Source organism: Variovorax saccharolyticus (assembly GCF_030316765.1).
GTDB classification, from domain to species: Bacteria; Pseudomonadota; Gammaproteobacteria; order Burkholderiales; family Burkholderiaceae_C; genus Variovorax; species Variovorax saccharolyticus.
The window spans coordinates 558,111-583,384 of the sequence record NZ_JASZYT010000003.1 but is presented as its reverse complement, the minus strand read 5'-3'; the positions used below and the strand labels follow the sequence as shown (position 1 = coordinate 583,384).

Annotated in this window: 26 protein-coding genes; 7 read left to right on the top strand and 19 right to left on the bottom strand. The window is 68.2% G+C overall.

Annotated features, from left to right (window positions below; all coding sequences use genetic code 11):
• The 6 genes from rnc to nagZ are packed head-to-tail and all read left to right on the top strand — an operon-like array spanning position 1 to position 4,640.
• Positions 1 to 699 (top strand): ribonuclease III, encoded by a 699-nt coding sequence (rnc, locus tag QTI45_RS13380; RefSeq protein ID WP_286368383.1) that lies wholly within the window; start codon positions 1 to 3, stop codon positions 697 to 699.
• Positions 696 to 1,649: a GTPase Era gene (gene era / locus QTI45_RS13375; protein WP_286368384.1), complete on the top strand. Its 954-nt coding sequence runs from the start codon at positions 696 to 698 to the stop codon at positions 1,647 to 1,649. Before rnc ends, era begins: the two co-directional genes overlap by 4 nt.
• Complete coding sequence (gene recO / locus QTI45_RS13370) at positions 1,650 to 2,408, top strand: DNA repair protein RecO (protein WP_286368385.1); 759 nt, start codon at positions 1,650 to 1,652, stop codon at positions 2,406 to 2,408.
• Between the two features lie 8 nt (positions 2,409 to 2,416).
• Positions 2,417 to 3,178, top strand: a complete 762-nt coding sequence (locus QTI45_RS13365; RefSeq protein ID WP_444813105.1) for a pyridoxine 5'-phosphate synthase — start codon at positions 2,417 to 2,419, stop codon at positions 3,176 to 3,178.
• The gene (acpS, locus tag QTI45_RS13360) at positions 3,175 to 3,570 is read left to right on the top strand and encodes a holo-ACP synthase (RefSeq protein WP_286368387.1); all 396 of its coding nucleotides are present in this window, start codon (positions 3,175 to 3,177) and stop codon (positions 3,568 to 3,570) included. The genes QTI45_RS13365 and acpS overlap by 4 nt, the downstream gene beginning before the upstream one ends.
• Positions 3,567 to 4,640, top strand: a complete 1,074-nt coding sequence (nagZ, locus tag QTI45_RS13355; protein WP_286368388.1) for a beta-N-acetylhexosaminidase — start codon at positions 3,567 to 3,569, stop codon at positions 4,638 to 4,640. The genes acpS and nagZ overlap by 4 nt, the downstream gene beginning before the upstream one ends.
• Positions 4,641 to 4,644: 4 nt before the next feature.
• On the opposite strand, the gene QTI45_RS13350 is transcribed toward nagZ, so the two are convergent.
• From QTI45_RS13350 to QTI45_RS13335, 4 genes are read right to left on the bottom strand one after another with little or no spacing between them, the layout of a single operon-like run.
• Positions 4,645 to 5,160 (bottom strand): M48 metallopeptidase family protein, encoded by a 516-nt coding sequence (locus tag QTI45_RS13350; RefSeq protein WP_286368389.1) that lies wholly within the window; start codon positions 5,158 to 5,160, stop codon positions 4,645 to 4,647.
• Positions 5,157 to 6,443, bottom strand: coding sequence for an Hsp70 family protein (locus tag QTI45_RS13345; protein ID WP_286654695.1), 1,287 nt, complete (start codon positions 6,441 to 6,443; stop codon positions 5,157 to 5,159). The genes QTI45_RS13350 and QTI45_RS13345 overlap by 4 nt, the downstream gene beginning before the upstream one ends.
• The gene (gene lysS / locus QTI45_RS13340) at positions 6,440 to 8,002 is read right to left on the bottom strand and encodes a lysine--tRNA ligase (protein WP_286368391.1); all 1,563 of its coding nucleotides are present in this window, start codon (positions 8,000 to 8,002) and stop codon (positions 6,440 to 6,442) included. The genes QTI45_RS13345 and lysS overlap by 4 nt, the downstream gene beginning before the upstream one ends.
• A gap of 58 nt (positions 8,003 to 8,060) precedes the next feature.
• Positions 8,061 to 8,708, bottom strand: coding sequence for an LON peptidase substrate-binding domain-containing protein (locus QTI45_RS13335; RefSeq protein WP_286368392.1), 648 nt, complete (start codon positions 8,706 to 8,708; stop codon positions 8,061 to 8,063).
• Positions 8,709 to 8,757: 49 nt separating this feature from the next.
• On the opposite strand from QTI45_RS13335, the gene QTI45_RS13330 reads away from it, so the two are divergent.
• Complete coding sequence (locus QTI45_RS13330; RefSeq protein WP_286368393.1) at positions 8,758 to 9,315, top strand: YggT family protein; 558 nt, start codon at positions 8,758 to 8,760, stop codon at positions 9,313 to 9,315.
• A gap of 131 nt (positions 9,316 to 9,446) precedes the next feature.
• On the opposite strand, the gene accD is transcribed toward QTI45_RS13330, so the two are convergent.
• The 15 genes from accD to QTI45_RS13255 all read right to left on the bottom strand — a co-directional run bounded on the left by accD (position 9,447) and on the right by QTI45_RS13255 (position 25,247).
• Positions 9,447 to 10,319, bottom strand: a complete 873-nt coding sequence (accD, locus tag QTI45_RS13325) for an acetyl-CoA carboxylase, carboxyltransferase subunit beta (protein WP_286368394.1) — start codon at positions 10,317 to 10,319, stop codon at positions 9,447 to 9,449.
• Between the two features lie 21 nt (positions 10,320 to 10,340).
• Positions 10,341 to 11,186, bottom strand: a complete 846-nt coding sequence (gene trpA, locus QTI45_RS13320; RefSeq protein ID WP_286368395.1) for a tryptophan synthase subunit alpha — start codon at positions 11,184 to 11,186, stop codon at positions 10,341 to 10,343.
• Entirely contained in the window at positions 11,183 to 12,460 is a 1,278-nt protein-coding gene (gene trpB / locus QTI45_RS13315; RefSeq protein ID WP_286368396.1) for a tryptophan synthase subunit beta, read from the bottom strand. Before trpB ends, trpA begins: the two co-directional genes overlap by 4 nt.
• Before the next feature lie 48 nt (positions 12,461 to 12,508).
• A complete protein-coding gene (locus QTI45_RS13310; RefSeq protein WP_286368397.1) occupies positions 12,509 to 13,195 on the bottom strand; it encodes a phosphoribosylanthranilate isomerase in 687 nt (228 codons plus the stop codon).
• A complete protein-coding gene (gene truA / locus QTI45_RS13305; protein WP_286368398.1) occupies positions 13,192 to 14,004 on the bottom strand; it encodes a tRNA pseudouridine(38-40) synthase TruA in 813 nt (270 codons plus the stop codon). The genes QTI45_RS13310 and truA overlap by 4 nt, the downstream gene beginning before the upstream one ends.
• Positions 14,005 to 14,030: 26 nt before the next feature.
• Positions 14,031 to 16,784 carry a FimV/HubP family polar landmark protein gene (locus tag QTI45_RS13300; RefSeq protein ID WP_286368399.1) on the bottom strand — a complete coding sequence of 918 codons (2,754 nt, stop codon included), beginning with the start codon at positions 16,782 to 16,784 and terminating at the stop codon, positions 14,031 to 14,033.
• A gap of 165 nt (positions 16,785 to 16,949) precedes the next feature.
• Positions 16,950 to 18,092 carry an aspartate-semialdehyde dehydrogenase gene (gene asd / locus QTI45_RS13295; RefSeq protein WP_286368400.1) on the bottom strand — a complete coding sequence of 381 codons (1,143 nt, stop codon included), beginning with the start codon at positions 18,090 to 18,092 and terminating at the stop codon, positions 16,950 to 16,952.
• 86 nt (positions 18,093 to 18,178) lie between these two features.
• A complete protein-coding gene (leuB, locus tag QTI45_RS13290) occupies positions 18,179 to 19,267 on the bottom strand; it encodes a 3-isopropylmalate dehydrogenase (RefSeq protein ID WP_286368401.1) in 1,089 nt (362 codons plus the stop codon).
• A 125-nt stretch (positions 19,268 to 19,392) separates the two neighbouring features.
• Positions 19,393 to 20,046: a 3-isopropylmalate dehydratase small subunit gene (gene leuD, locus QTI45_RS13285; protein ID WP_286654694.1), complete on the bottom strand. Its 654-nt coding sequence runs from the start codon at positions 20,044 to 20,046 to the stop codon at positions 19,393 to 19,395.
• A gap of 65 nt (positions 20,047 to 20,111) precedes the next feature.
• Positions 20,112 to 21,533, bottom strand: a complete 1,422-nt coding sequence (gene leuC / locus QTI45_RS13280) for a 3-isopropylmalate dehydratase large subunit (RefSeq protein ID WP_286654693.1) — start codon at positions 21,531 to 21,533, stop codon at positions 20,112 to 20,114.
• Between the two features lie 28 nt (positions 21,534 to 21,561).
• On the bottom strand, positions 21,562 to 22,509 hold the full coding sequence (locus QTI45_RS13275) for a LysR family transcriptional regulator (protein ID WP_286654692.1): 948 nt from the start codon (positions 22,507 to 22,509) through the stop codon (positions 21,562 to 21,564).
• A gap of 119 nt (positions 22,510 to 22,628) precedes the next feature.
• Positions 22,629 to 22,769 carry an entericidin A/B family lipoprotein gene (locus tag QTI45_RS13270; RefSeq protein ID WP_286368405.1) on the bottom strand — a complete coding sequence of 47 codons (141 nt, stop codon included), beginning with the start codon at positions 22,767 to 22,769 and terminating at the stop codon, positions 22,629 to 22,631.
• 121 nt (positions 22,770 to 22,890) lie between these two features.
• Complete coding sequence (gene gltA / locus QTI45_RS13265) at positions 22,891 to 24,201, bottom strand: citrate synthase (RefSeq protein ID WP_286368406.1); 1,311 nt, start codon at positions 24,199 to 24,201, stop codon at positions 22,891 to 22,893.
• A gap of 24 nt (positions 24,202 to 24,225) precedes the next feature.
• Entirely contained in the window at positions 24,226 to 24,528 is a 303-nt protein-coding gene (locus QTI45_RS13260) for an FAD assembly factor SdhE (RefSeq protein ID WP_286368407.1), read from the bottom strand.
• A 17-nt stretch (positions 24,529 to 24,545) separates the two neighbouring features.
• The gene (locus QTI45_RS13255; RefSeq protein WP_286526827.1) at positions 24,546 to 25,247 is read right to left on the bottom strand and encodes a succinate dehydrogenase iron-sulfur subunit; all 702 of its coding nucleotides are present in this window, start codon (positions 25,245 to 25,247) and stop codon (positions 24,546 to 24,548) included.
• Positions 25,248 to 25,274 lie beyond the last annotated feature (27 nt).

The window sequence follows — 25,274 nt, the reverse complement described above, 5'->3', positions numbered from 1 at the left end:
GTGACCGACGGCGGCCTCGTCGCGCTGCAGGCGCGCCTCCAGCACTCCTTCGCCGATGCGCGGCTGTTGCAGCAGGCGCTCACCCATCGCAGCTTTTCGGCGGATCACAACGAGCGGCTGGAGTTTCTCGGCGACTCGGTGCTGAACCTGGCGGTGTCGCACTTGCTCTTCGAGCGCCTGGCGACCCTGCCGGAGGGCGATCTGTCGCGGGTGCGCGCCAACCTGGTCAAGCAGGACACGCTCCACCAGCTGGCGCTCAAGCTGGCGCTGTCGCCCTTGCTGCGGCTGGGCGAGGGCGAGTCGCGATCGGGCGGCCAGAACCGGCCGTCGATCCTGGCCGATGCGCTGGAGGCGGTGATCGGCGCCGTCTACCTCGATGCCGGCTACGGTGCGGCGCAGGCGCTGGTGCATCGCCTGTACGAGTCGGTGGCGATCAGCCCGCGCATGGAGGCGGCCTCCAAGGACCCCAAGACCGAATTGCAGGAATGGCTGCAGGGTCACAAAATGAAGCTGCCGGCCTACCGCGTCGTCGGGACGCTCGGGGCGGCACACAAGCAGACTTTCGATGTCGAATGCGAGGTGGCCGACCTGGACCTGCGCGAACGCGGCATCGGCGGCTCGCGCCGCGCCGGTGAGCAGGCCGCCGCGGCGGCCATGTTGATCCGGCTCAAGGCGCGAGGCGCGAAGGCAACCCCATGAACGAAGTGAACGAATCCATCCTCCCCCCGGCCGGCGACGGCGCGGAGGGCGGCCGGCGCTGTGGCCTGGTGGCCATCGTCGGCAAGCCCAACGTGGGCAAGTCGACCCTGCTCAACGCCCTGGTCGGGCAGAAGATCAGCATCACCTCGCGCAAGGCGCAGACCACGCGGCACCGCATCACCGGCATGCGCACGCTGGGCGCGACCCAGTTCGTCTTCGTCGACACGCCGGGCTTCCAGACCCTGCACGCCAATGCGCTGAACAAGTCGCTCAACAAGACCGTGCAGGGCGCGGTGGGCGATGTCGACCTGATCCTGTTCGTGGTCGAGGCCGGCAGTTTCACGCCGGCCGACGAACGCGTGCTCAAGCTGCTCGGCAAGGGCATCCCGACCGTGCTGCTGGCCAACAAGCTCGACAACGTGCACCGCCGCGGCGACATCGCCCCCTGGCTGCAGACCATGCAGCAGAAGCACGAGTTCGCCGAATTCGTGCCGATGTCCGCCAAGAACGCGAAGGATGTCGAGCGCTTGTTCGGGATCTGCGAGAAATACCTGCCCGAGCAGGACTGGTTCTACGCCGAGGACGAACTCACCGACCGGAGCGAGAAATTCCTGGCCGGGGAGCTGGTGCGTGAGAAGCTGTTCCGCCTGACCGGCGACGAACTGCCCTACACCTCGACGGTCGTGATCGACAAGTTCGAGGAAGAACCGCCCCAGAAGAAGGGCCACAAGCGGCTGCTGCGCATCGCCGCCACGATCGTGGTCGAGCGCGACGGCCACAAGGCGATGGTGATCGGCGACAAGGGCGAGCGCATCAAGCGCATCGGCATGGAAACGCGCGTCGAGCTCGAGAAGCTGGCCGACGCCAAGGTGTTCCTCGAGCTCTGGGTCAAGGTGCGCTCGGGCTGGGCCGACGACGAAGCACGGGTCCGCTCCTTCGGATACGAGTGAGTGGCCGTCAAGCGCGTTTCGCATGAACCGGCCTATGTGCTCCACCGCTACGACTGGAGCGAGACGAGCCTGATCCTCGAGGTTTTCACGCGCCACCTGGGGCGGATCGCGCTGGTGGCCAAGGGCGCCAAGCGGCCGAGCTCCAACTTCCGGCCGGTGCTGCTGCCGCTGCAGCCGCTGCAGCTCAATTTCACCGGCGAGGCCGAGATCCGGACGCTGAAGGCGGCCGAATGGATGGGCGGCCACGTGATGCCGACCGGCGAGTCGCTGCTGTCGGGCTACTACGTGAACGAACTGCTGATGCGCCTGCTGGCTCGCGACGATCCGCACGAGCTGCTGTTCGACGCCTACGCGGCGGTGGTCCAGGTGCTGGCGAGCGACCATGGGACGGCGCAGGCGGCGACCCAGGCGGCCGGGCTGCGGGCCTTCGAGCTGCTGCTGCTGCGCGCGGTCGGGCTGCTGCCGTCGCTGGACGCCCAGACCGCCACCCTGACGCCGCTGGCGCCGGCGGTGCGCTATGCGCTGGTGGCCGAGGCTGGGCTGCGCCAGGCCGACGATGCCGAAGCGGCGCTGGCCGGGTCCGATTGGCGGGCCCTGCAGGCGGCGCTCGACGACGCCGCGCCCTTCGCCTCGACGCTCAGGGTCTGCGCCGGCATCAACGGCGCGCTGCGCACCCAATTGCGGGTGCTGCTCAACTACCATTGCGGCGTCGCAACGCTGCACACGCGGCAGATGATGCGGGATCTGCAAGCCCTATGAGCACTCCTATGTCCACAGTCCTGTCGGTCAACCTCAACAAGGTCGCGCTGGTGCGCAACACGCGCGCGCTCGGCATCCCGAGCGTGCTGTTCGCCGCCGCGCTGTGCCTGGATGCCGGCGCCCACGGGATCACCGTCCACCCGCGCCCCGACGAGCGCCACATCCGGCCGCAGGACGTGCGCGACCTGTCGGGCCTGCTCAAGACGGACTGGCCGGCGGCGGAATTCAACATCGAAGGCAATCCCTTCCACAACCTCATGGAGTTCGTGCGCGAGCTGCGGCCGCATCAGGCCACCTTCGTGCCCGACAGCCAGACCCAGGCCACCAGCGACCACGGCTGGAGCTTTCCGGAGGACGCCGAGCGGCTGCGGCCGCTGATCGCCGAGACCCGTGCGCTGGGGGTGCGGGTGAGCCTCTTCATGGACCCGGCGCCGGAGATGATGGCGGCCGCCAAGGCGGTCGGCGCCGATCGCGTGGAGCTCTACACGGAGGCCTATGCCGCCTCGCGCGCCACCTCCAAGGCCGACGCGGTGCTGCAGCTCTACGCCGAAACGGCCCGCGCCGCGCAGGCGGCAGGGCTCGAGGTCAACGCCGGTCACGACCTGAGCCGCGACAACCTGAGCGCCTTCCTGCGCGCGGTGCCGGGCGTGCGCGAGGTCTCGATCGGCCATGCCTTCGTCGCTGATGCGCTGGAACTCGGCTATGCCGCGGCAACGCGCGAGTACCTGCAGCGCATCGACGAAGCGCGAAACAAGACGGCGCCGCAGTGATCTACGGCATCGGCACCGACATCTGCGACATCCGGCGCATTGCCGCCACCTTCGAGCGCCAGGGCGAGCGCTTCGCCCGGAAGGTGCTGAGCGATGCCGAGTTCGCGATCTGGCAGGCCCGCAGCGCGCGCTGGCCGAAGCGCGGCCTGCGCTACCTGGCGACGCGCTTTTCGGCCAAGGAGGCCTTCAGCAAGGCGGTCGGCATGGGCATGCGGATGCCGATGAGCTGGCGGCTGTGCGAGATCGTCAACGAGAAGAGCGGCAAGCCCGTGATCGTGCTGCACGGCGGTCTCAAGGACTGGTTCGAGGCCCAGGGCCTGACCGCCCACGTGACCGTGACCGACGAAACCGACTATGCGGCGAGCTTCGTCGTGGTCGAACGCAAAGAATGACCGACAAGACCTTGCACGCGCCCCTGATCATCGATGTGGCGGGCACCGAACTGAATGCGGCCGACCGCCGGCGGCTGGCCGACCCTCTGGTGGGGGGCGTGATCCATTTCGCGCGCAACTGGAAGGACCGCGCGCAGATGACGGCGCTCAATGCCGAGATCAAGGCGATCCGGCCCGACATCCTCGTCTGCGTCGACCACGAAGGCGGCCGGGTGCAGCGTTTCCGAACCGACGGCTTCACGCGCCTGCCGTCTATGCGCACGCTGGGCGAGCTGTGGATGCGCGACCCGCTGCGCGCCACCCAGGCGGCCGTCGCCTGCGGTCGGGTGCTGGCCGGCGAGCTGCGGGCCTGCGGCGTCGACTTCAGCTTCGCGCCGGTGCTCGACCTCGACTACGGCGAAAGCAGCGTGATCGGCGATCGCAGTTTCCATCGCGACCCGCGCGTGGTCGCGCTGCTGGCGCGCAGCCTGATGCACGGGCTGCTGCAGGCCGGCATGGCCAACTGCGGCAAGCACTTTCCGGGGCACGGCTTCGTCAAGGCCGATTCGCATGTCGCGATGCCGGTCGACCGGCGCAGTCTCAAGGCGATCCTGGCGGACGACGCGCGGCCCTACGACTGGCTCACGGGCACGCTGGCGGCCGTGATGCCGGCCCACGTGATCTACCCGAAGGTCGATGCCCGGCCGGCCGGCTTCTCGCCCAAGTGGCTGCAGCAGGTGCTGCGCGGCAAGCTGGGCTTCGACGGCGCGGTGTTCAGCGACGACCTCAGCATGGAAGCGGCCCGGCGCATCGACGGCCGGCTGCTGAGCTACACCGATGCCGCGCTGGCGGCGCTCGATGCGGGCTGCGACCTGGCGCTGCTGTGCAACCAGAGCATCGGGGAGGGCGCTGCGCTCGACGCCTTGCTCGATGGCTTCGCCGAGGCCCGGCGCAGCCGTCGCTGGACGCCGAATCCGGCCAGCGAAGGGCGCCGTCGCGGCCTGATGCCACGCGGCGATTCGCTCGGCTGGGATGCGCTGGTCGCGTCTTCCGCCTACCGCCAGGCGGTGGACATGCTGCCGCACGCCTAGTCGTTCAGTCGGTCAGGGTCGGCGTCCACAGCCGTGCGCCGCCGCCGTCGAGGTGCGTCAGGTACAGCCGCAGGTCGAACTCGTGCTGGTGGTAGTCGGGTTCCATGTGCGTGCACAGCTTGTAGAAGGCCTTGTCGTGCTCGCGCTCCTTCATGTGCGCGAGCTCGTGCACGACGATCATGCGCAGCCACTCGAGCGGCACTTCCTTGAACAGGCTGGCCACGCGGATCTCGCGCTTGGCCTTGAGCTTGCCGCCCTGCACGCGCGACACCGTGGTGTGGGTGCCGAGCGCGTTGCGGATCACATGCAGCTTGTTGTCGAACGCCACCTTGGAAAGCGGCTCGGCGTTGCGCAGGAACTCGCTCTTGAGGTCGGTCACGTAGTCGTACAGCGCGCGGTCGGTGCGGATGTCGTGCGTGGCGCCGTAGCGCTTCGACAGCCAGTCGCCGAGCCGGCCTTCGGCGACCAGCGTTTCGACCTGGGCGCGCAGCGCCGCGGGGTACGCGGCGAGGTACTTCATGCGGGTTGCGGGCTTCGCTGGCCGGCATCGGCCGAGGCGGCGTACGCCAGGCCGGCCGCCACGCCGCCGAACAGATCGCCTTCGACCAGGTCGACTCCCGGGAACGCATCGCGCAGGGCACGCTGGAACGGGCGCAGCGCCGAGGAGCCGCCGGTCAGGTAGATGGCGTCGAGATCGCCGGACTGAAGGCCCGCGCGCTGCACGCATTCGCGGGCGCAGCCGACCACGCTGTCGAGCAGCGCTGCCAGGTGTTGCGCCATGTCGGCGGCGGTCAGCGCGGCCCTCAGGCCGGGTTCGGCGCAGGAGAGGTCGATCGCCACCTCGTCGGCGGTCATCGAGCTGCGGATCTTGGCCTCCTCGACCTCGCTCGCCACGCGGTGGCCCTCGCGGTTCACGAGCACGTTCATGAGGCGGTCGTGCAGCCGGGTGTCGAGGTAGCTGCTGCGCAGCTCCTGCACCTGGCGGATCGACTTCGGTGTCTGCAGCCAGTTGATCAGGTGCCAGGTCGAGAGATCGAAGAAGGTGCGGCTTGGCACTTCGCGGCCCTGTGGTCCGTGATGGCGGAAGCCCAGCAGCGGCATCGCGCAGGCGAGGCTCAGGCGCTGGTCGTAGTCGGTGCCGCCGATGTGGATGCCGGTGGTGGCCAGGATGTCGCTGGCGCGATCGGGGTGGCCCATGCGCTCGGGGCCGAGCCGAACCACCGTGAAGTCGGAGGTGCCGCCGCCGATGTCGACGATCAGCACCAGCGACTCGCGCCTCACGCGGCGCTCGAAGTCGAAGGCGGCCGCGATCGGTTCGTACTGGAACGAAACCTCGCCGAGCCCGGCGTTTTCGGCCGCCTGGCGCAGTGAGGCTTCGGCCTGCGCGTCGCGCTTGTCGTCGTCGTCGACGAAGCGGATCGGGCGCCCGATGACGACGCGGCCCGGCGTCGCGCCGAGCTGCTTGCTCGCCCGGCTGCCCAGCTCCGACAGGAACAGCGTGATGATGTCCTCGAAGCTGACCAATTGGTTGTCGATCTCGGTCGGCTCCTGCATCAGCGCGCTGCCGAGGATGCTCTTGAGCGAACGCATCAGGCGGCCTTCGGTGCCGGCCAGGTAGAGCGCCATCGCCTCGCGGCCGAAATGCGTGCTGCGGTCCTCGGCATTGAAGAAGATCGCGGTCGGGATCGCGATCGCCGAGCCTTCGAGCAGCAGCGGCCGGGCGAGCCCGTCCTCGCCCACGCAGGCGGCGGCGGAATTCGACGTGCCGAAGTCGATCCCGATCGCGGGTGCGGGCCGGCTCAAGATTCGCGGCGCAGGGCCGGGAACAGGATCACGTCGCGGATGCTCGGCGAGTCGGTCAGGAGCATCATCAGGCGGTCGATGCCGATGCCGCAGCCGCCGGTGGGCGGCATGCCGTATTCGAGCGCGCGAACGAAGTCGTGGTCGTAGAACATGGCTTCGTCGTCGCCGCTGTCTTTGGCCGCGACCTGGGCGTTGAAGCGCGCGGCCTGGTCCTCGGCGTCGTTGAGCTCGCTGAAGCCGTTGCCGAATTCCCGGCCCGTGATATAGAGCTCGAAGCGTTCGGTGACCTCGGGGCGCTCGTCGTTGGCGCGCGCCAGCGGCGAGATCTCGGTCGGGTGCTCCATGATGAAGGTCGGCTGCCAGAGCTTTTCTTCGACGGTTTCCTCGAAGTACATGACCTGCAGGCTCGCCAGGCTGCGCTGCGAGAGCTTGTCCTTTTCTTCGCTGAGGCCGAGCTTGCGCAGGGCATTGACCAGCCAGGCGGCGTCGTCGACGTTGGCGCCGGCGTCGGTGTGCTTCAGGATCGCCTCGCGGATCGTCAGCCGCTCGAAGGGCTGGGCGAGGTCGACCGGCTTGCCTTGGTACTCGAGCTGCTGGCTGCCCACCGCCTTGTCGGCGATGGTGCGGATCAGCGTCTCGGTGAAGTCCATCAGGTCGCGGTAGTTCCAGTAGGCCGCGTAGAACTCCATCATCGTGAATTCCGGGTTGTGCCGGACCGAGATGCCTTCGTTGCGGTAGCTGCGGTTGATCTCGAACACGCGCTCGAAGCCGCCGACGATCAGCCGCTTGAGGTACAGCTCGGGTGCGATGCGCAGGAACATCTCCTGGTCGAGCGCGTTGTGGTGCGTCTTGAAGGGCTTGGCGTTGGCGCCCCCCGGGATCGGATGCAGCATCGGCGTCTCGACCTCGAGGAAGTCGTTGGCCACCATGAACTCGCGCAGCGCGCTGACGGCCTTGCTGCGGGCCGCGAAGCGCTCGCGCGCGGCGCCGTCGGTGATCAGGTCGACATAGCGCTGGCGGTACTTCTGCTCCTGGTCGGCCATGCCGTGGAACTTGTCGGGCAGTGGCCGCAGGCTCTTGGTCAGCAGGCGCAGCTGCGTGACCTTGACCGACAGCTCGCCGGTCTTGGTCTTCATGAGCGTGCCGACGGCGCCGATGATGTCGCCGAGGTCCCAGCGCTTGAAATCGGCGTAGGCCTCTTCGCCGATGGCGTCGCGCTGGACATAGAGCTGGATGCGGCCGGTGGCGTCCTGCAGGGTGGCGAAGCTGGCCTTGCCCATCACCCGCTTGAGCATCATGCGGCCGGCCACGCTGACCTCGATCGGCGTCGCCTCCAGCAGTTCGGCCTCGGTCTCGCCATGGGCGGCGACAAGCGCCGCCGCGCGGTGGCCGGGCTTGAAGTCGTTCGGAAAGGCCACGCCCTTGCCTTCCGCCTGCGCGCCGCGCAGCGCCTTGAGCTTCTCGCGCCGTTCGGCGATGAGCTGGTTGTCGTCGACGGCCGGCGTCGGTGCGGGGGCCGCGGCAGGCGCGGGAACGGAAGGAGTCAGGTGGTCGGACATGGGCGCTGGAGTGAGGGCGCGTCAAAAAGCGCGCAACCCGCCATTTTAACGGCCAGCGCTAATTCGTGATTCCGGCCCGCACGAGGAGGTCGCTGACCAGTTCGAGGCGCATCAGGGGGCTGTCGAGGGCCATCAGGCGCTGCTTGAGCTCGGATTTCATCGGCAGCAGCTCGCACCAGCGGTTGGCGACCCAGCCGCAGTCCTCGAAGCGGTGCGGCTGGCCGATCGGCAGGCGCACGCTGGCATCGCCTTCCATGCGGCGCCGCTCCTCGAGCGTGTCGACCAGCCGCCGCAGCGCGTCGCCGGTGTGCTTCAGGTCATCGGGCAGCGCCAGCGGCAGGTCGTCGGCGACCGGCTCGACTTCGGCGGTCCAGAGCCCGTTCTTCTGCAGTTCGCTCGAACGCAGCCTGAAACGCTGCGTGCCCACGCATTCGATCTGGAGCAGGCCGGCTTGCGGTGCATCGAACTCGCGGATCGCGGCCAGCGTGCCGACCTCGGCGAAGGTCTCGGCCTCGGCGCCGGCGCGGCGGACCTCGGAGCCTTGCGTCAGGCTGACGACGCCGAAGGGCGCGCCGTTCCTGTGGCAGCGTCCGATCATGTCGAGATAGCGGACCTCGAAAATCCGAAGTGGCAGCAGGCCGTCCGGAAACAGCACCGTGCCGAGCGGGAACAAAGGAAGGGAGCGCAGAAGGGGTTGTGTCGTCATCGATGAACCTTTGCGTGGCTATCATCGCATTCCTTCACGACCAAGCGCCATGTTCTATCAGATCCCCTCGTTCCTGCTCGACGTGATCGTCGGCCTCCTGGGCGGCGCTTGCCTGCTGCGTCTCTACATGCAATACCACCGGGTGCCTTTCGGCAATCCGCTGGGGCGCTTCGTGTTCGCGGTCAGCGACTGGATCGTGCTGCCGCTGCGCCGCGTGATCCCGTCGGTGAAGCGCTGGGACCTGGCCAGCGCGGTGGCCGCATGGCTGCTGGTGCTGGCCAAGTTCCTGTTGCTGTGGCTGCTGGTCGGCGGGGCCGTGCGCTGGGCCGCGTTGCCGCTGGTGTCGCTGGTCGGACTGCTGCAACTCGCGGTGTCGGGCCTGACCGCGCTGCTGATCGTGCACGCCGTGCTGTCGTGGGTGCCGAATGCGTCGTCGATGCTGCACGATTTGATCGCACGCCTGGCCGAACCGCTGGTGCGCCCGCTGCGTCGCTTCATTCCGCTGGTCGGCGGCGTCGACCTGTCGGTACTGGCCGCGATCGTGCTCCTGCAGGTGGTCGCCATCGTCCTCGGCAACCTGATGCAGACAGCTTTCACCCTCGGCTGATGCTGGCGGCCGGCGCAGCCAGGCCCATTCGTGAAACACCGCGGAACTGGCTCTGCCAGGCCGCTGGTGTTGCCCCCCGGTAGGGGGGTGGGCGCCCGGACACGAAGTGCCGGGCAACCTGGGGGGCGAGCCTAATCCACCGCGTCGGCGGGCTGGCGCAACAGCATGGCCAGGGTGCTGGCCACGGTCTTGCGCAGTTCGCGGCGGTCGCAGATGAAGTCGATCGCGCCCTTGGACTGCAGGAACTCGGCGCGCTGGAAGCCTTCGGGCAGGGTCACGCGGACGGTCGACTCGATCACGCGCGGGCCGGCGAAACCGATCAGCGCCTTGGGCTCGGCGATCACGACGTCGCCGACGAAGGCGAAGCCGGCGCTCACACCACCCATCGTGGGGTCGGTCAGCACGCTGATGTAGGGCAGGCCCTTCTTGGCCAGTCGGGTAAGTGCCGCATTGGTCTTGGCCATCTGCATCAGCGACAGCAGGCCTTCCTGCATCCGCGCGCCACCGGTGGCGGTGAAGCAGACGAAGGGCACCTTCTGCTCGATGGCGGTCTCGACGCCGCGCACGAAGCGCTCGCCGACCACGCTGCCCATGCTGCCGCCCATGAAGTCGAATTCGAAGCAGGCGACCACCAGGTTGATGCTGTGCACCGAGCCGCCGATCACGACCAGGGCGTCGGTCTCGCCGGTGTTCTCGAGGGCTTCCTTGAGCCGCTCGGGGTACTTGCGGCTGTCCTTGAACTTCAGGGCGTCGACCGGCAGCACTTCCTGGCCGATCTCGTAGCGGCCTTCGGGATCGAGGAAGGCGTCGAGCCGCGCCCGGGCGCCGATGCGATGGTGGTGGCCGCAGCTCGGGCAGACGTTCTGGTTGTGCTCGAGATCGGTCTTGTAGAGCACGGTTTCGCAGCTCGGGCACTTGATCCAGAGGCCCTCGGGCATCTGGCGCCGCTCGCTCGGGTCGGACGGCGTGATCTTGGGGGGAAGCAGTTTTTCAAGCCAGCTCATGGTGCTCCTTTTGGGGCTGCATTATCCGCCAGCCGCGTTTCGGGGCGTCGCCGACGGCAGTGCGTCGAGCGCCACGCGGATTCCAGCCAGGAATTCGCCCACCAGCGGGACCACGGCGTCGCGCGGCTGGCCGTCGATCAGCTGGATGATGCGGGTGCCGATCACGACCGCGTCCGCGGCGGCGCCGACCGCCTGCGCGGTGCGGGCATCGCGGATGCCGAAGCCGACGCCGACCGGCACGCCCACATGCTGCCGGATGCGCGGGATCATGCGGCCGACCGCGTCGGTGTCGAGGTGGCCGGCACCGGTCACGCCCTTCAGCGAGACGTAGTAGACGTAGCCGGTGGCGATGCGTCCGACCTGGGCCATGCGCTCGTCGGTGCTGGTCGGCGCCAGCAGGAAGATCAGGTCGATGCCGTGCGCCTGCAGGGCGGCGGCGAAGTCCTCGCATTCCTCGGGCGGATAGTCGACCACCAGCAGGCCGTCGACGCCGGCGGCCGCAGCGTCGCGGATGAAGGCACCCTTGCCGTGCACGCCGTCATAGCGCTCGACCGGGTTGGCGTAGCCCATCAGCACCACCGGCGTGGCCTGGTCCTGCTCGCGGAAGGTGGCCACCATGGCCAGCACCTGCTTCATGCCGACGCCCAGCGCCAGCGCGGCCTCGCCGGCCTGCTGGATCACCGGGCCGTCGGCCATCGGGTCGGAAAACGGCACACCGAGCTCGATCACGTCGGCACCGGCGGCGACCATGCCGTGCATCAGGGCGGGCGTGATGTCGGCGTAGGGGAAGCCGGCCGTCACATAGGGAATCAATGCCTTGCGGCCCTGTTTGTGCAGGGCGTCGAAGGTGGCGGCGATGCGGCTCATTGCTTGCCTCCCTTCACCTGCAGGCCGCGCATCGACGGCCGGTCATAGAAATCGACCCCCGACAGGTCGGCCACGGTGCCGATGTCCTTGTCGCCGCGGCCCGAGAGGTTGACCAGGATCGACTGGTCCGGTCGCATCGTCTTCGCCAGCTTCATCGCGTAGGCGAAGGCGTGGCTAGATTCGAGCGCCGGGATGATGCCTTCGGTGCGGCACAGGTAGTGAAAGGCCTCCAGCGCCTCGGCGTCGGTGATGCCGACGTACTCGGCGCGGCCGATGTCCGCCAGGTAGGCGTGCTCGGGGCCGACGCCGGGATAGTCGAGTCCGGCGCTGATGCTGTGGGTCTCGGTCACCTGGCCGTCGTCGTTCTGCAGCAGGTAGGTGCGGTTGCCGTGCAGCACGCCCGGGCTGCCGCGCAGGATCGAGGCCGAATGCTTGCCGCTGTCCAGGCCTTCGCCGGCCGCCTCGACGCCGATCAGCCGCGTGCGCTCGAACGGGATGTACGGGTGGAAGATGCCCATCGCGTTGCTGCCTCCGCCGACGCAGGCCACGACCACGTCGGGCTGGCAGCCTTCGGCCTCGCCCGTGATGCCCTGCGCCGCCAGCATCGCCGGCATCTGCGCGATGCACTCGGTGCCGATCACGCTCTGGAAATCGCGCACCATCATCGGGTAGGGGTGCGGGCCGGCCACCGTGCCGATGATGTAGAAGGTGTTCTCGACATTGGTGACCCAGTCGCGCATGGCTTCGTTGAGCGCGTCCTTCAGGGTCTTGCTGCCCGATTCGACCGGCACCACGGTGGCGCCGAGCAGGTTCATGCGGTAGACGTTCGGGCTCTGGCGCTTGACGTCCTGGCTGCCCATGTAGACCACGCATTCGAGGCCGTAGCGGGCGCAGATGGTGGCCGTGGCCACGCCATGCTGGCCGGCGCCGGTCTCGGCGATCACGCGCGGCTTGCCCATGCGCTTGGCGAGCATGGCCTGGCCGATCGTGTTGTTGACCTTGTGGGCGCCGGTGTGGTTCAGGTCCTCGCGCTTCAGGTAGATCTGGGCGCCGCCGATCTCGCGGCTGGTGCGCGCCGCGTGGTAGATCGGGGACGGGCGGCCGACGAAATGGGCCAGCTCGGAGTGGAATTCGGCGAGGAATTCCGGGTCGTCCTTGTAGCGGGCGTAGGCGTCGCGCAGTTCGCTGATCGCGTGGGTCAGCGTCTCGCTGGCGAAGGTGCCGCCGTAGATGCCGAAATGGCCGCTGGCGTCGGGTTGCTGGTAGGTTTGCATGGTCTCGCTTCGTTGGGCCGGCGCCCGCGGATCGAAGCGGGGCGCCAGTCAGGAAAGGGCATCGGCCGCACGCACGGCGGCCACGAATGCGTGAATCTTGGCGGCGTCTTTCAGGCCCTTGGCGGCCTCGACGCCCGAACTCACGTCAACGGACAGCGATTTGCAGCGTGTCCGCAGCTGGCGAATGCCATCGCCCACGTTTGCAGGTGCGAGCCCACCACTCAAGACGAGGTGAGCGTCGACGGCGGGTGGAAGAAGTGACCAATCGAATGCCTTGCCGCCGCCGCCATAGGCCTCGACATGGGCGTCGAGCAGGATGGCGTGGGCGCGGGAGTAATCGGACGCGTATTTTACGAGGTCGAAGGCCGCTCCGGCGGCGCCGAGCGGAATGCGGGCCGCGCGCATGAAGCGATGGGCACCGCGCCCACTGGCCTCCCAGCACTGTTCGGGGGTCTCGTCGCCGTGGAACTGGGCCATGGCGCCGCTCACTTCCGCCAGCGCAGCGAGGGTGGCCGGCACGCCTTCGTTGACGAACAGCAGCACCGGCGTCACGAAGGGCGGCAGCCGGCCGGCCAGTTCGGCGGCGCGCTCGGCCGTCACCGCGCGCGGGCTGGCGGGATAGAGCACGAAGCCGATCGCGTCGGCGCCGGCTTCGACCGCGGCATCAACGTCGGTCTCGCGCGTCAGGCCGCAGATCTTGATGCGGGTGCGCGCGTGCGGGAGCGGAACTGTCATGGCGGGCCATCATACGCAGCGCGCGCGGCCTGCAGCGTCGCCTCCGGCGGCAAGCCCCAGCCGGCGTCGTACAGCGGCCCCAGGAAGTAGAGCCCGGCCGGCGAGAAGGTCGGCGCCGCCACCACCCGGCTGCGCGCCGCCAGCACCTCGGCCATCCATTCGGGCGCCGCGTCGCCGTGGCCGATGCGCACCAGGCAGCCCATGATGTTGCGGATCATGTGGTGCAGGAAGGCATCGGCCTCGAACTCGAAATGCCAGCGGCAGCGCTCGCCCTCGCCGTGGCGCGTGATCTCGATGCGGCGCAGGTCCTTGACCGGCGAGCGGGCCTGGCAGGCCGAGGCGCGGAAGGAGCTGAAATCGTGCTGTCCCACCAGCACGGCGGCGGCGCTGCGCATCGCATCGCCGTCGAGCGCATGCATCGACCAGCCGACGCGCCCCGCATCGAGGCTGGGGCGCACCGGCGACTGCGACAGCACGTAGAGGTAGCGGCGGGTGAGGGCGCTGGCGCGGCAATGGAACTGGTCGGGCACGGGCTGCGCCCACTGCACTGCGATGTCGGGGGGCAGGAAGCGATTGGTGCCGCGGACCCAGGAGATCGGCAGGCGCTCGACCGAAGTGTCGAAGTGCACCACCTGCATCAGGCCGTGGACGCCGGTGTCGGTCCGGCCGGCGCACAAGGTCGAGATCGGCTGCGCGGCGAACTGGCTCAGCGCCGCCTCGAGCTTGTCTTGAACCGTGAGGCCCGAGAGCTGGCTTTGCCAGCCCTGGTAGGCCTGGCCGTTGTAGCGGATGCCGAGGGCCAGCCTCACAGCGGAATCGGCGGCCGCATGGCCGCTCAGCGCAGCTGGCCGAGCAGTTGCTTGGCTTCGGCCTTGATGTCGCCGGCGCTTTCCGCGGCCACTTCCTCGACCAGCGAACGGGCGCCCTCGACGTCGCCGAGCGCCTTCAGTTCGCGTGCCAGCGACAGCTTGATCGCGTGCGGGCTTTCGCTGCTGTCGTCGATCGCCTCGAGGCGGCCGCGCTCGGTGTCGGGCGGGGTGCGGTTCGACAGGCCGGCCAGCGAGCTCATGTCGAATTCGATGAAGCCGGAGTCGGCGGGCAGGCCGGCGCGCAGCGGCGCGGGCTGGGTGCGCTCCTCGTCGGGTTGCGACTCGGAACGCGCGAGCGGCTCGAGGGCGCCGGGGGCGGTGTCGAAGTCGTTCTCGAGGTCGAGGCGGCTCGGGGCTTGGCTGGCCGGCCGGGCGTGGCCGTTGAGCGGTGCGGTGACCGTGCTCGGCAGTTCATCGACGGTCGTCTGGAAGGGTTTTGGCACCGGTGCCGGTGCCGGCGGCAGGCTGGCCGTGACGGGTGCCGGCGCGGTCACGGCCGGCGGTGCGTTCAGGTCGAGGTCGAAATCCAGGGGCGCCACCGAAGGCACGAAGGCCGGCGGCGGGGCTTCGGCGACGACCGGTGCCGGCGACGGGGCGAGGGGTGCAGGGGCGCTCGCCGCGGCGAGGGTACCGGCGAAGGCGGCGGCCTCGGCAGCGGACACGCCGCCGCGGCTGCCGGTTTCGTAGAGCGGATTGCCCGGATCGAGATCCTTGCCGAGTTCGACCACGCGGTTCCAGTCGCTGCCGGTGCCGCCGGTCAGCTTGTGGACGTCGGCTGCGAGGGCCTCGTAGGCGCGCAGATCGCGGCGCTTGGCATGGATCTCGAGCAGCTTGAGGTGGATCGCGGTGCGTTCCGGATTGACGCGCAGCGCCTCGCGCAGGATCTCCTCGGCCTGGAGGTCGCGGCCGTAGGCCAGGTAGACATCGGCCTCGGCCACCGGATCGACGTCGCCGGCGTCCAGCTGGCTGGGCGAATAGGACAGCGAGGACACCACGGAATTGCCGCGATTCTTGGTGTCCACCGACTCGCCGCCGCTGGCGCCGAAGAAGGAGTCCTTGGGAATCCGGCTTTCGATGAACACGCTGTCGCCGGCGTCGCGGCGCTTGCGGCCGAGCACGCGGTAGAGCAGGAATCCGATGAGCAGGGCGATCAGCGCGGCTGCACCGGCCATCAGCGGGTTGTCGAGCAGCTCGGAGAAGAAGCTCTGCTGGGGCGGCGGCGGGGGCGGCGCCTTGGCGACGGGCTTGGCAGCCGCTGCAGGCGGGGTCACGGCGGGCGCGGCGGCCGGGGCGGAGGCGGCTGCGGCGGGCGTGGTCGCTGCGGCGGCGGTGTCGGCGGCAGCAACTGCCGGCGTGGCGGGAGCGGCCGTGGTCGCGACCGCGGCAGGAGGCGTCGAGGCCGCAGGCGTTGCGGGAGCTGCTGGAGCGGCAGCTGCCGCCGGGGCTGCAGCCGCAGGCGCCGGAGCCGCCGCAGCGGTGGCAGCCGGGGCAGGGCTGGCGGCAGCCGCTGGCGCAGCCGCGACGGCCGCCGGGGCCGGACCGGCCGCCGTCGGCGCCGCGCCGCTGGCGGCCTGGAGCTTGTTCAGTTCCGAGATGTTCTTGGACAGCTCGGCGACCCGCGCATTGCTGGCCTGTGCCTGGCGCGCCTGGGCGATCTGCTCTTCGGTCGGGCGCCCCGGGGCGATGCCCTGGGAGATCTTGAGCTTGTCGCTGGAGGCGTTGGCCGCGTTGCGGTCTTCGACGTTCGCCTGCAGCTTGCCGGAGGTCTGGCGATCGGCATCGGCCACCCGCGTGGTCGGTGCGTTGTCTGCCAGGCGGCGGCGGTACTCGCCGAAGTCCTGGCTCTGCGCGGTCACGGTGCGGCGGGCTTCGGCTGCAGGAACGGCCTCGGCCTGGGGCGCGCCGGGCACTTCGAGCACGGCACCGGCCTTGATCCGGTTCACGTTGCCGCCGATGAAGGCGTTCGGATTGGCGCGCAGCAGGGCCACGAGCATCTGGTCGAGCGAGACCTCGGCCGGCTTGTAGGCGGCCGCGATCTTGCCTGCGGTGTCGCCCGGCTGGACCTTGACCTGCTGTTCGCCGTTGCCGGTGCGCACCGTGCTCTCGACGGGGGCAACAGGGGCGGCGGGTGCGGCCGCGACCGGGCGCTCGCGCCGGGCCGGGGGCGCCTGCACCACGGCAGGCGTGACGCGCTGCGGGGCTGGCGCCGAGATCTGCGGTGCGGTCGGAGCGATGGGGGCAGCGGCCTGGCGGCTGGTCGGCGGATCGAGCAGGACCGTGTAGTCGCGAACGATGCGCCCGGACCCCCAGTTGGCCTCGAGCAGCAGGTCGACGAAGGGTTCGCTCAGCAGGCGGTTGCTGCTGAGGCGCACGACATAGCGGCCGTCAGGGCGCTTCTGGACGCCGACCCGGACGTCCGACAGGGCCGCGTTGTACGGAACGCCGGCCGCCCGGAAGGCATCGGCCGAGGCGATGTTCACCTTCAGGCTGTCGGCTTCGGCGGCCGTGATCTCGGTGACCTCGATTTCGGCACGCAGCGGTTCGCCCAGCGCCGACTGCACGTTGAGACGTCCGAGCGCGAGCGCGTTGGCGTCGGCGGCGAATCCGCCCAGAGCCAGGACCACCGCCGCACTGACCAGCGTGAGCTGACTGCGGCCAGGGATCGTCGAACTCGAGGGGGTGGCCGAAAGGCGGGCCGCAGGCAACGGTTGTCGTGTCATGCTGGTAGGGGCAGCTCGGCCCAAAAGTGTAAGGGGACGTTAACATCAACACCCTGCACTGACAAGGCGACAGGCCTTATCTACCCAGTGCGTGCAAACTTCGTCATGCATTTGCCGTTGCTGTTGAGCAACGGCGCGGGCACCCGGGGGTGCCCGCCAGCCGGTTCAGGCCTCCAGCAGGATACGCAGCATGCGGCGCAGCGGCTCGGCCGCACCCCACAGCAGCTGGTCGCCGATCGTGAAGGCGCCGACATACTCCGGGCCCATGGCGAGCTTGCGCACGCGGCCGACCGGGATCGACATGGTGCCGGTGACCGCCACCGGCGTCAGGTCCTTGACGGTCGCCTCGCGGGTGTTCGGCACCACCTTGACCCATTCGTTGTCGGCGGCGATCAGCGCCTCGATGTCGGCCACGGGCACGTCCTTCTTGAGCTTGAAGGTCAGCGCCTGGCTGTGGCAGCGCATTGCGCCGATGCGCACGCAGAAGCCGTCGACCGGCGTCGCCGCGGTGCCGAACTGCGCGCCCTGGCCGAGGATCTTGTTGGTCTCGGCGCCGCCCTTCCATTCTTCCTTGCTCATGCCGTCGCCCAGGTCCTTGTCGATCCAGGGGATCAGGCTGCCGCCCAGCGGGGCGCCGAAATTGGCCGTTTCGGCGGCGCTCAGCGACTGCTGCTTGGCCAGCACCTTGCGGTCGATCTCGAGGATGGCCGACTTCGGGTCGTCGAGCAGCGAGCGCACCTCGGCGTTGATCGTGCCGAACTGGGTCAGCAGCTCGCGCATGTGCTGGGCGCCGCCGCCCGAAGCGGCCTGGTAGGTCATGCTGGTCATCCACTCGACCAGGCCGGCCTTGTAGAGCGCGCCGACGCCCATCAGCATGCAGCTGACGGTGCAGTTGCCGCCGATCCAGTTCTTGCCGCCCTTGGCGAGCGCATTCTGGATCACGGGCAGGTTGACCGGATCGAGCACGATGATCGCGTCGTCGTTCATGCGCAGCGTGGACGCGGCGTCGATCCAGTGGCCCTTCCAGCCGGCGGCGCGCAGCTTGGGGAACACCTCGGTCGTGTAGTCGCCGCCCTGGGCGGTGATGACGATGTCGCACTTCTGGAGCGCGGCGATGTCGTGGGCGTCCTTGAGCGTGGTCTCGTTCTTGGCCATCGCCGGGGCCTTGCCGCCGGCGTTGGAGGTCGAGAAGAAGACCGGCTCGATGAGCCCGAAGTCGCCTTCGGCCTGCATCCGGTCCATCAGGACCGAGCCGACCATGCCGCGCCAGCCCACCAGGCCGACCAGAGGTTGATTTGCGTTCGCCATTTCAATTTGCCCTTGTGAAAAAAGAAAAAACTTCTCTTTGCGCCCGGCTCGTCAGAGCCGGGGAGGGCGTGACGAAGCGGGCTGGTTTAGCCGGTAATCGTCTTTTTGGTGATGGCAGCCACCACGGCGTCGCCCATCTCGCGGGTGCCGACCTTGGTCGTGCCCGCGGACCAGATGTCTGCCGTGCGCAGCCCCTGGGCCAGCACGGACTGGACCGCCGACTCGATCCGGTCGGCAGCCTCGGGCTGGTTGAGGGAGAAGCGAAGCATCATGGCAGCAGACAGGATTGTAGCCAAAGGATTGGCAACCCCTTTGCCGGCAATGTCGGGCGCGCTGCCGTGGCTGGGCTCGTAGAGGCCCTGGTTGCTGGCGTTCAGCGAGGCCGAGGGCAGCATGCCGATCGAGCCGGTGAGCATCGCGGCCTCGTCCGAGAGGATGTCGCCGAACATGTTGCCGGTGACCACGACGTCGAACTTCTTCGGTGCCTTGACCAGCTGCATGGCGGCGTTGTCGACGTACATGTGGTCGAGTTCGACGTCCGGGTACTCCTTGCCGACCTCGGTCACGATGTCCTTCCAGAACTGGAAGGTCTCCAGCACGTTGGCCTTGTCGACGCTGGTCACGCGCTTGCTGCGCTTGCGGGCCGCCTGGAAGGCGACGTGGGCGATGCGCTCGACCTCGGGGCGCGAGTAGCGCATGGTGTCGAAGGCTTCCTCGGCGCCCGGGAAGTGGCCGTCGACCGCGGTGCGGCGGCCGCGCGGCTGGCCGAAGTAGATGTCGCCGGTCAGCTCGCGGATGATGAGGATGTCGAGGCCCGAGATCAGCTCGGGCTTGAGGCTGGAGGCGCCGACCAGCTGCTCGTAGCAGATCGCCGGGCGGAAATTGGCGAACAGGCCGAGGTTCTTGCGCAGGCCCAGGATGGCCTGCTCGGGACGCAGCGAGCGCTCGAGCTTGTCGTACTTCCAGTCGCCGACGGCGCCGAACAGCACGGCGTCGGCTTCCTTCGCCAGCTTGAGGGTGGCCTCGGGCAGCGGATGGCCGTGGGCCTCGTAGGCGGCGCCGCCGACCAGGGCCGACTCCATCTCGAACTTGAGGTCGAGCGTTTCGAGCACGCGGATGGCTTCGGCGACGATTTCGGTGCCGATGCCGTCACCGGGGAGGACTGCGATTTTCATGGGGAAGGGAGAGTTGAGGTTGATGAGTGGTGGCTCAGGCCGGCGCCGGGCCGCCCCAAGGCGGCCTGCGGCCCCCTCGGGGGGCAGCGACCCACACGAAGTGGGGGAGCGTGGGGGCCATATCCTTAGACGTCGAGCATCGTGTGCGCCAGCCAGGGCTTTTGCGCCAGACGGGCGGCCTCGAAGGCCTTGATCTCGTCCTTGTGGCGCAGCGTGAGGCCGATGTCGTCGAGTCCGTTGACCAGGCAATACTTGCGGAAGGCCTGGACGTCGAAGGCGAATTCGCCGCCGTCCGGCTTGATGACCACCTGGCGCTCGAGGTCGATCGTCAGGCTGTAGCCCGGGAAGGCGAAGGTCTGGTCGAACAGTTGGGCGACCTGCGCTTCGGGCAGCACGATCGGCAGCAGGCCGTTCTTGAAGCTGTTGTTGAAGAAGATGTCGGCATAGCTCGGCGCGATGATCGCGCGGAAGCCGTACTGGTCGAGCGCCCAGGGCGCATGTTCGCGCGAGGAGCCGCAGCCGAAGTTCTGGCGCGCCAGCAGGATCGAGGCGCCGGCGTAGCGTGGCTGGTTCAGCACGAAGTCGGAGTTCGGCTTGCGCGATGCCGGATCCTGGCCCGGCTCGCCCGGATCGAGGTAGCGCCAGGCGTCGAACAGGTTCTGGCCGAAGCCGGTCTTGCGGATCGATTTCAGGAACTGCTTCGGGATGATCGCGTCGGTGTCGACGTTCTCGCGGTCCATCGGTGCCACGAGGCCCTTGTGTACGGTGAATTTTTGCATGCTGATCTATTCAGTTGAGGACAGAGCAAAATTGCTTCGCAATTCTTGGTCTGTCCCGCAAGGTTTCAAGAGAACTGTCGGACATCGACGAAATGGCCGTGCACCGCGGCGGCCGCGGCCATGGCGGGGCTCACGAGGTGGGTGCGCCCGCCCGCGCCCTGGCGGCCTTCGAAGTTGCGGTTGCTGGTCGAGGCGCAGCGCTCGCCCGGCTCGAGGCGGTCGGCGTTCATCGCCAGGCACATCGAGCAGCCGGGCTCGCGCCACTCGAAGCCGGCGGCCTTGAAGATCTGGTCGAGCCCTTCGCGCTCGGCCTGCGCCTTCACCACGCCGGAGCCCGGCACGACCATCGCGAGCTTGACGTTCTTGGCGACCTTCTGGCCGAGCTTCTTGACCACGGCCGCGGCCTCGCGCATGTCCTCGATGCGGCTGTTGGTGCAGGAGCCGATGAATACCTTGTCGATGAAGATGTCGTTCATGGGCTTGTTGGGTTCCAGGCCCATGTAGACCAGGGCGCGTTCGATCGCGCCGCGCTTGTTGGGATCCTTCTCCTTGTCGGGATCGGGCACGCGGCCGTCGACCGGCACCACCATCTCGGGCGAGGTGCCCCAGGTGACCTGCGGCTTGATCTGCGCGGCGTCGAGCTCGACCACGAGGTCGAAGTGCGCGCCGGGGTCGGAATGCAGGGTCTTCCAGTAGGCGACCGCCTGGTCCCATTCGACGCCGTTCGGCGCCAGCGGACGGCCCTTGACGTAGGCGATGGTCTTTTCGTCGACCGCCACCAGGCCGGCGCGCGCACCGGCCTCGATCGCCATGTTGCAGACGGTCATGCGGCCTTCCATGCTGAGGTCGCGGATCGCCGAGCCGGCGAACTCGATCGTGTAGCCGGTGCCGCCGGCGGTGCCGATTCGGCCGATGATCGCCAGCACGATGTCCTTGGCGGTGCAGCCGAGCGGCAGCTTGCCCTCGACCTTCACGAGCAGGTTCTTCGCCTTCTTGCCGAGCAGCGTCTGGGTGGCCATGACGTGCTCGACCTCGCTGGTGCCGATGCCGTGCGCCAGCGCGCCGAAGGCGCCGTGCGTCGAGGTGTGCGAATCGCCGCAGACCACGGTCATGCCGGGCAGGGTGGCGCCCGACTCGGGGCCGATCACGTGCACGATGCCCTGGCGCTTGCTCAGGAACGGGAAGAACGCGGCGGCGCCGAATTCCTTGATGTTGCTGTCGAGGGTCGTGACTTGTTCCTTGCTGGTCGGGTCGGCGATGCCGTCGTAGCCGCGCTCCCAGCCCGTGGTCGGCGTGTTGTGGTCGGCCGTGGCCACCACCGAGCTGATGCGCCACAGCTTGCGGCCGGCCTCGCGCAGGCCTTCGAAGGCTTGCGGGCTGGTCACTTCGTGCACCAGGTGGCGATCGATGTAGAGGATCGCGGTGCCGTCTTCCTCGGTGTGGACGACGTGTTCGTCCCAGAGTTTGTCGTAGAGCGTGCGTGCCATGGGTCTCTTTCGTGGGGAGGTGATTGTCTTATGCGGCCAGCTGCGCGGGCGTCGCGGCAGCGGGCGTGTGCAGGTGCTTGACCAGCATGCGGGCGGCGACCGGCAAGGTCGAGAAGTCGCGGGCGATGAGCCTGATCTGGCGTGCCGCCCAGGCGTCCTGCAGCGCCACGGAGGTCAGGCCGCGGCCGATGCCGCCCTGCATCAGTTCGAAGGCGCGTCGCGGCATGACGCCGACGCCGAGCCCGTTCTCGATCATGCGGCACATCGCGTCGAGGCCGGTCACGTGGATGCGCAGCCGGATGCTGCGGTTCGCGGCCAGCGCGGCCTGGTGCATCGCGACGTAGATCGAGCTGTTGGTGTGCAGGCCGACGTGGTCGCAGTCGAGCGTGTCGACGAAATCGATGGCGCGCACGCCGGCCAGGGCATGGCCTGCCGGGACGATCAGCGCCAGCGCGTCGTCGCGGTAGGGAAGGCTCTGCAGCTCGGTGCTGCCCTCGGCCAGATGACAGACGCCGAGGTCGGCCGCCCCTTCATGGACGGCCCGCACCACCTCGCTGCTCAGGTGTTCCTCGAGGTCGATCTTGATTGCGTCGTGCTCGCGCGTGAAGGCGCCGAGATCCTCGGGCAGGAACTGGACGATGGCGGAAATGTTGGCGTGCACCCGAACATGGCCGCGCACGCCATCGGCGTATTCGCTGAGTTCGCCCTGCATCTTCTCGAGGCTGTAGAGCACCGAGCGGGCGTGGTGCAGCAGGCTTTCGCCGGCCGGCGTCAGGTCGACGCCGCGCGCATGGCGGTAGAGCAGGGGCGTGCCGAGCGTGGCCTCGAGGTCTGACAGGCGCTTGCTGATGGCCGACGCCGCGATGAACTCGCGCTCCGCCGCGCGGCCGATGCTGCCGAGTTCGCAGACGGCCACGAACAACTGCAGCGACGTCAGGTCGATGCGGCGGGCGAAACTGCGTTCAGAGGAGGTCATCGGGGCTTGGCATCTCGTTCAGAGATGGAAACCCGCATTTTCCCTCAGTTTCAGCCGGGAAGCCATCGCGATAGGAGATGGCTTCGGTGCCGCGGCGCGATGAGCGCCGCGGCCCTCGATCACTGCTTCTTCTGCGCGGCGTCTTCCATCTTCTGGCCGCCCTTCTGGATGTCCTGGCCGGCGCCCTTCATGGTGTTGCAGCCGGCCAGCGGCACGGACACGGCGAAGATCACGGTGAGCAATGCGGCAAGCTTCTTCATGGTGGAACTCCTTCGTTTGGATGAGGACTCCAAGCTATTCGGTCCACCGGCGTGCCCGTGTCAGCCAAAACGCAAAAAAGCTGCCCGTGGGCAGCTTTCCTGGTTGAGGGCCTGACGGCTATCAGCGTTGGGCGATCGGCTTGACGTCGCGCTTGGCCGAGCCTTCGAAGAGCTGGCGCGGGCGGCCGATCTTGTAGTCGGGGTCGCCGATCATCTCGTTCAGCTGGGCGATCCAGCCCACCGTGCGCGCCAGCGCGAAGATGGCGGTGAACAGCGGCACCGGGATGCCGATCGCGCGCTGCACGATGCCCGAGTAGAAGTCGACGTTCGGGTAGAGCTTGCGCGAGACGAAGTATTCGTCTTCCAGGGCGATCTTCTCGAGCGCCATCGCGAGCTTGAACAGCGGATCGTTCTCGAGGCCGAGCTCGCCCAGCACTTCCTTGCAGGTTTCCTGCATCAGCTTGGCGCGCGGGTCGTAGTTCTTGTAGACGCGGTGCCCGAAGCCCATCAGCTTGACGTTGGAATTCTTGTCCTTGACCTGCTTGATGAACTCGCCGATCTTCTCGACGCCGCCAGCCTTCTGGATGTCGTAGAGCATGTTGAGCGCCGCCTCGTTGGCGCCGCCGTGGGCCGGGCCCCAGAGGCAGGCCACGCCGGCCGCGATCGCCGCGAAGGGGTTGGTGCCCGACGAGCCGCACAGGCGCACGGTCGAGGTCGATGCGTTCTGCTCGTGGTCGGCGTGCAGGATGAAGATGCGGTCGAGCGCGCGCTCGAGCACCGGGCTCACCTTGTACTCCTCGCACGGCGTCGCGAACATCATGTGCAGGAAGTTGCCCGCATAGCTGAGTTCGTTCTTCGGGTACATGTAGGGCTGGCCCACGGTGTACTTGTAGGCCATGGCGACCAGCGTCGGCATCTTGGCGATCAGGCGGATCGCGGCGATCTCGCGGTGCTTCGGATTGTTGATGTCCGTGCTGTCGTGATAGAAGGCCGACAGCGCGCCGACCAGGCCGGTCATGATGGCCATCGGATGCGCGTCGCGGCGGAAGCCGCGCAGGAAGAACTGCATCTGCTCGTTGACCATCGTGTGGTTGGTCACGAGCTTGGTGAAGTTGGTCTTCTTGGCTTCGTCGGGCAGTTCACCGTACAGCAGCAGGTGGCAGGTCTCGAGGAAGTCGCAGTTGGTCGCGAGCTGCTCGATCGGGTAGCCGCGGTACAGCAGTTCGCCCTTGTCGCCATCGATGTAGGTGATGGCCGATTCGCACGAGGCCGTCGACATGAAGCCCGGGTCGTAGGTGAACATGCCCGTCTGGGCGTAGAGCTTGCGGATGTCGATCACGTCGGGGCCGAGGGTCCCCTTGTAGATCGGCAGCTCAACGTTCTGTCCGCCGTTGCTGAACGACAGAGTGGCCTTGTTCTCGGATGCTTTCATTTCGAGTGTCTTTCAAAGAATGGATCAGGAAGTTAGGGATTGCGCACCGTCGCTGCGCATCAGGCGCAGCAGTTCGACCACCTCGGCCCCGGCCCATCCGGGCTCAGGCTCCTTTCGCGCAAGCAGGAGGTCGAGCAGGTCGTTGTCCGACAGGTCCATCAATGTCTCCAGTGCCTGTGCCTGCCCGCGGGTCAGGCTTGCCTCGTGCCGTTCGAAAAAGCGGGCAATGAACAGGTCGTTCTCAAGCAAGCCGCGCCGGCAGCGCCACTTGAGCTTGCTCAGCGCGCGCTCGCTGATCGGCTCGGAGGGGTTGTCGGTGGCATGCATCGTGGGTCTCGCAAGGTCTAGATGGCGCGGCGCACCATCAGTTCCTTGATCTTGCCGATCGCCCGGGTCGGATTGAGGTTCTTCGGGCAGACGTCGACGCAGTTCATGATCGAGTGGCAGCGGAACAGGCGGTACGGGTCCTCGAGGTTGTCCAGGCGCTCGGCGGTCGCTTCGTCGCGGCTGTCGGCGATGAAGCGGTAGGCCTGCAGCAGGCCGGCCGGACCGACGAACTTGTCGGGGTTCCACCAGAAGCTGGGGCAGCTGGTCGAGCAGCTCGCGCACAGGATGCACTCGTACAGGCCGTTGAGCTCGTCGCGCTCCTCGGGCGACTGCAGGCGCTCCTTCTCGGGCGGCACGGTGTCGTTCTGCAGGTACGGCTTGATCGAGTTGTACTGCTTGAAGAACTGCGTCATGTCGACGATCAGGTCGCGGATCACCGGCAGGCCGGGCAGCGGCTTGAGCACGATCGTGCCCTTGAGCGTCAGCATGTTGGTCAGGCAGGCCAGGCCGTTCTTGCCGTTGATGTTCATCGCGTCGGAGCCGCAGACGCCTTCGCGGCAGGAGCGGCGGAACGACAAGGTCGGGTCCTGCGCCTTGAGCTTCATGAGGGCGTCGAGCAGCATGCGCTCGTGGCCGTCGAGTTCGATCTCGACGGTCTGCATGTAGGGCTTGGCGTCCTTGTCCGGGTCGTAGCGGTAGATTTGAAAAGTGCGCTTCATCGTGGGATACCTTTAGTCGGTTGGGGA

Excerpts from the sequence above, each read along its gene's own strand:
- era (WP_286368384.1), top strand. The coding sequence starts at position 696 with ATGAACGAAGTGAACGAATCCATCCTCCCCCCGGCCGGCGACGGCGCG.
- QTI45_RS13365 (WP_444813105.1), top strand. The coding sequence starts at position 2,417 with ATGTCCACAGTCCTGTCGGTCAACCTCAACAAGGTCGCGCTGGTGCGC.
- nagZ (WP_286368388.1), top strand. The coding sequence starts at position 3,567 with ATGACCGACAAGACCTTGCACGCGCCCCTGATCATCGATGTGGCGGGC.
- QTI45_RS13350 (WP_286368389.1), bottom strand. The coding sequence starts at position 5,160 with ATGAAGTACCTCGCCGCGTACCCCGCGGCGCTGCGCGCCCAGGTCGAA.
- lysS (WP_286368391.1), bottom strand. The coding sequence starts at position 8,002 with ATGTCCGACCACCTGACTCCTTCCGTTCCCGCGCCTGCCGCGGCCCCC.
- QTI45_RS13335 (WP_286368392.1), bottom strand. The coding sequence starts at position 8,708 with ATGACGACACAACCCCTTCTGCGCTCCCTTCCTTTGTTCCCGCTCGGC.
- QTI45_RS13330 (WP_286368393.1), top strand. The coding sequence starts at position 8,758 with ATGTTCTATCAGATCCCCTCGTTCCTGCTCGACGTGATCGTCGGCCTC.
- accD (WP_286368394.1), bottom strand. The coding sequence starts at position 10,319 with ATGAGCTGGCTTGAAAAACTGCTTCCCCCCAAGATCACGCCGTCCGAC.
- trpA (WP_286368395.1), bottom strand. The coding sequence starts at position 11,186 with ATGAGCCGCATCGCCGCCACCTTCGACGCCCTGCACAAACAGGGCCGC.
- trpB (WP_286368396.1), bottom strand. The coding sequence starts at position 12,460 with ATGCAAACCTACCAGCAACCCGACGCCAGCGGCCATTTCGGCATCTAC.
- QTI45_RS13310 (WP_286368397.1), bottom strand. The coding sequence starts at position 13,195 with ATGACAGTTCCGCTCCCGCACGCGCGCACCCGCATCAAGATCTGCGGC.
- QTI45_RS13300 (WP_286368399.1), bottom strand. The coding sequence starts at position 16,784 with ATGACACGACAACCGTTGCCTGCGGCCCGCCTTTCGGCCACCCCCTCG.
- asd (WP_286368400.1), bottom strand. The coding sequence starts at position 18,092 with ATGGCGAACGCAAATCAACCTCTGGTCGGCCTGGTGGGCTGGCGCGGC.
- leuB (WP_286368401.1), bottom strand. The coding sequence starts at position 19,267 with ATGAAAATCGCAGTCCTCCCCGGTGACGGCATCGGCACCGAAATCGTC.
- leuD (WP_286654694.1), bottom strand. The coding sequence starts at position 20,046 with ATGCAAAAATTCACCGTACACAAGGGCCTCGTGGCACCGATGGACCGC.
- leuC (WP_286654693.1), bottom strand. The coding sequence starts at position 21,533 with ATGGCACGCACGCTCTACGACAAACTCTGGGACGAACACGTCGTCCAC.
- QTI45_RS13275 (WP_286654692.1), bottom strand. The coding sequence starts at position 22,509 with ATGACCTCCTCTGAACGCAGTTTCGCCCGCCGCATCGACCTGACGTCG.
- QTI45_RS13270 (WP_286368405.1), bottom strand. The coding sequence starts at position 22,769 with ATGAAGAAGCTTGCCGCATTGCTCACCGTGATCTTCGCCGTGTCCGTG.
- gltA (WP_286368406.1), bottom strand. The coding sequence starts at position 24,201 with ATGAAAGCATCCGAGAACAAGGCCACTCTGTCGTTCAGCAACGGCGGA.
- QTI45_RS13260 (WP_286368407.1), bottom strand. The coding sequence starts at position 24,528 with ATGCATGCCACCGACAACCCCTCCGAGCCGATCAGCGAGCGCGCGCTG.
- QTI45_RS13255 (WP_286526827.1), bottom strand. The coding sequence starts at position 25,247 with ATGAAGCGCACTTTTCAAATCTACCGCTACGACCCGGACAAGGACGCC.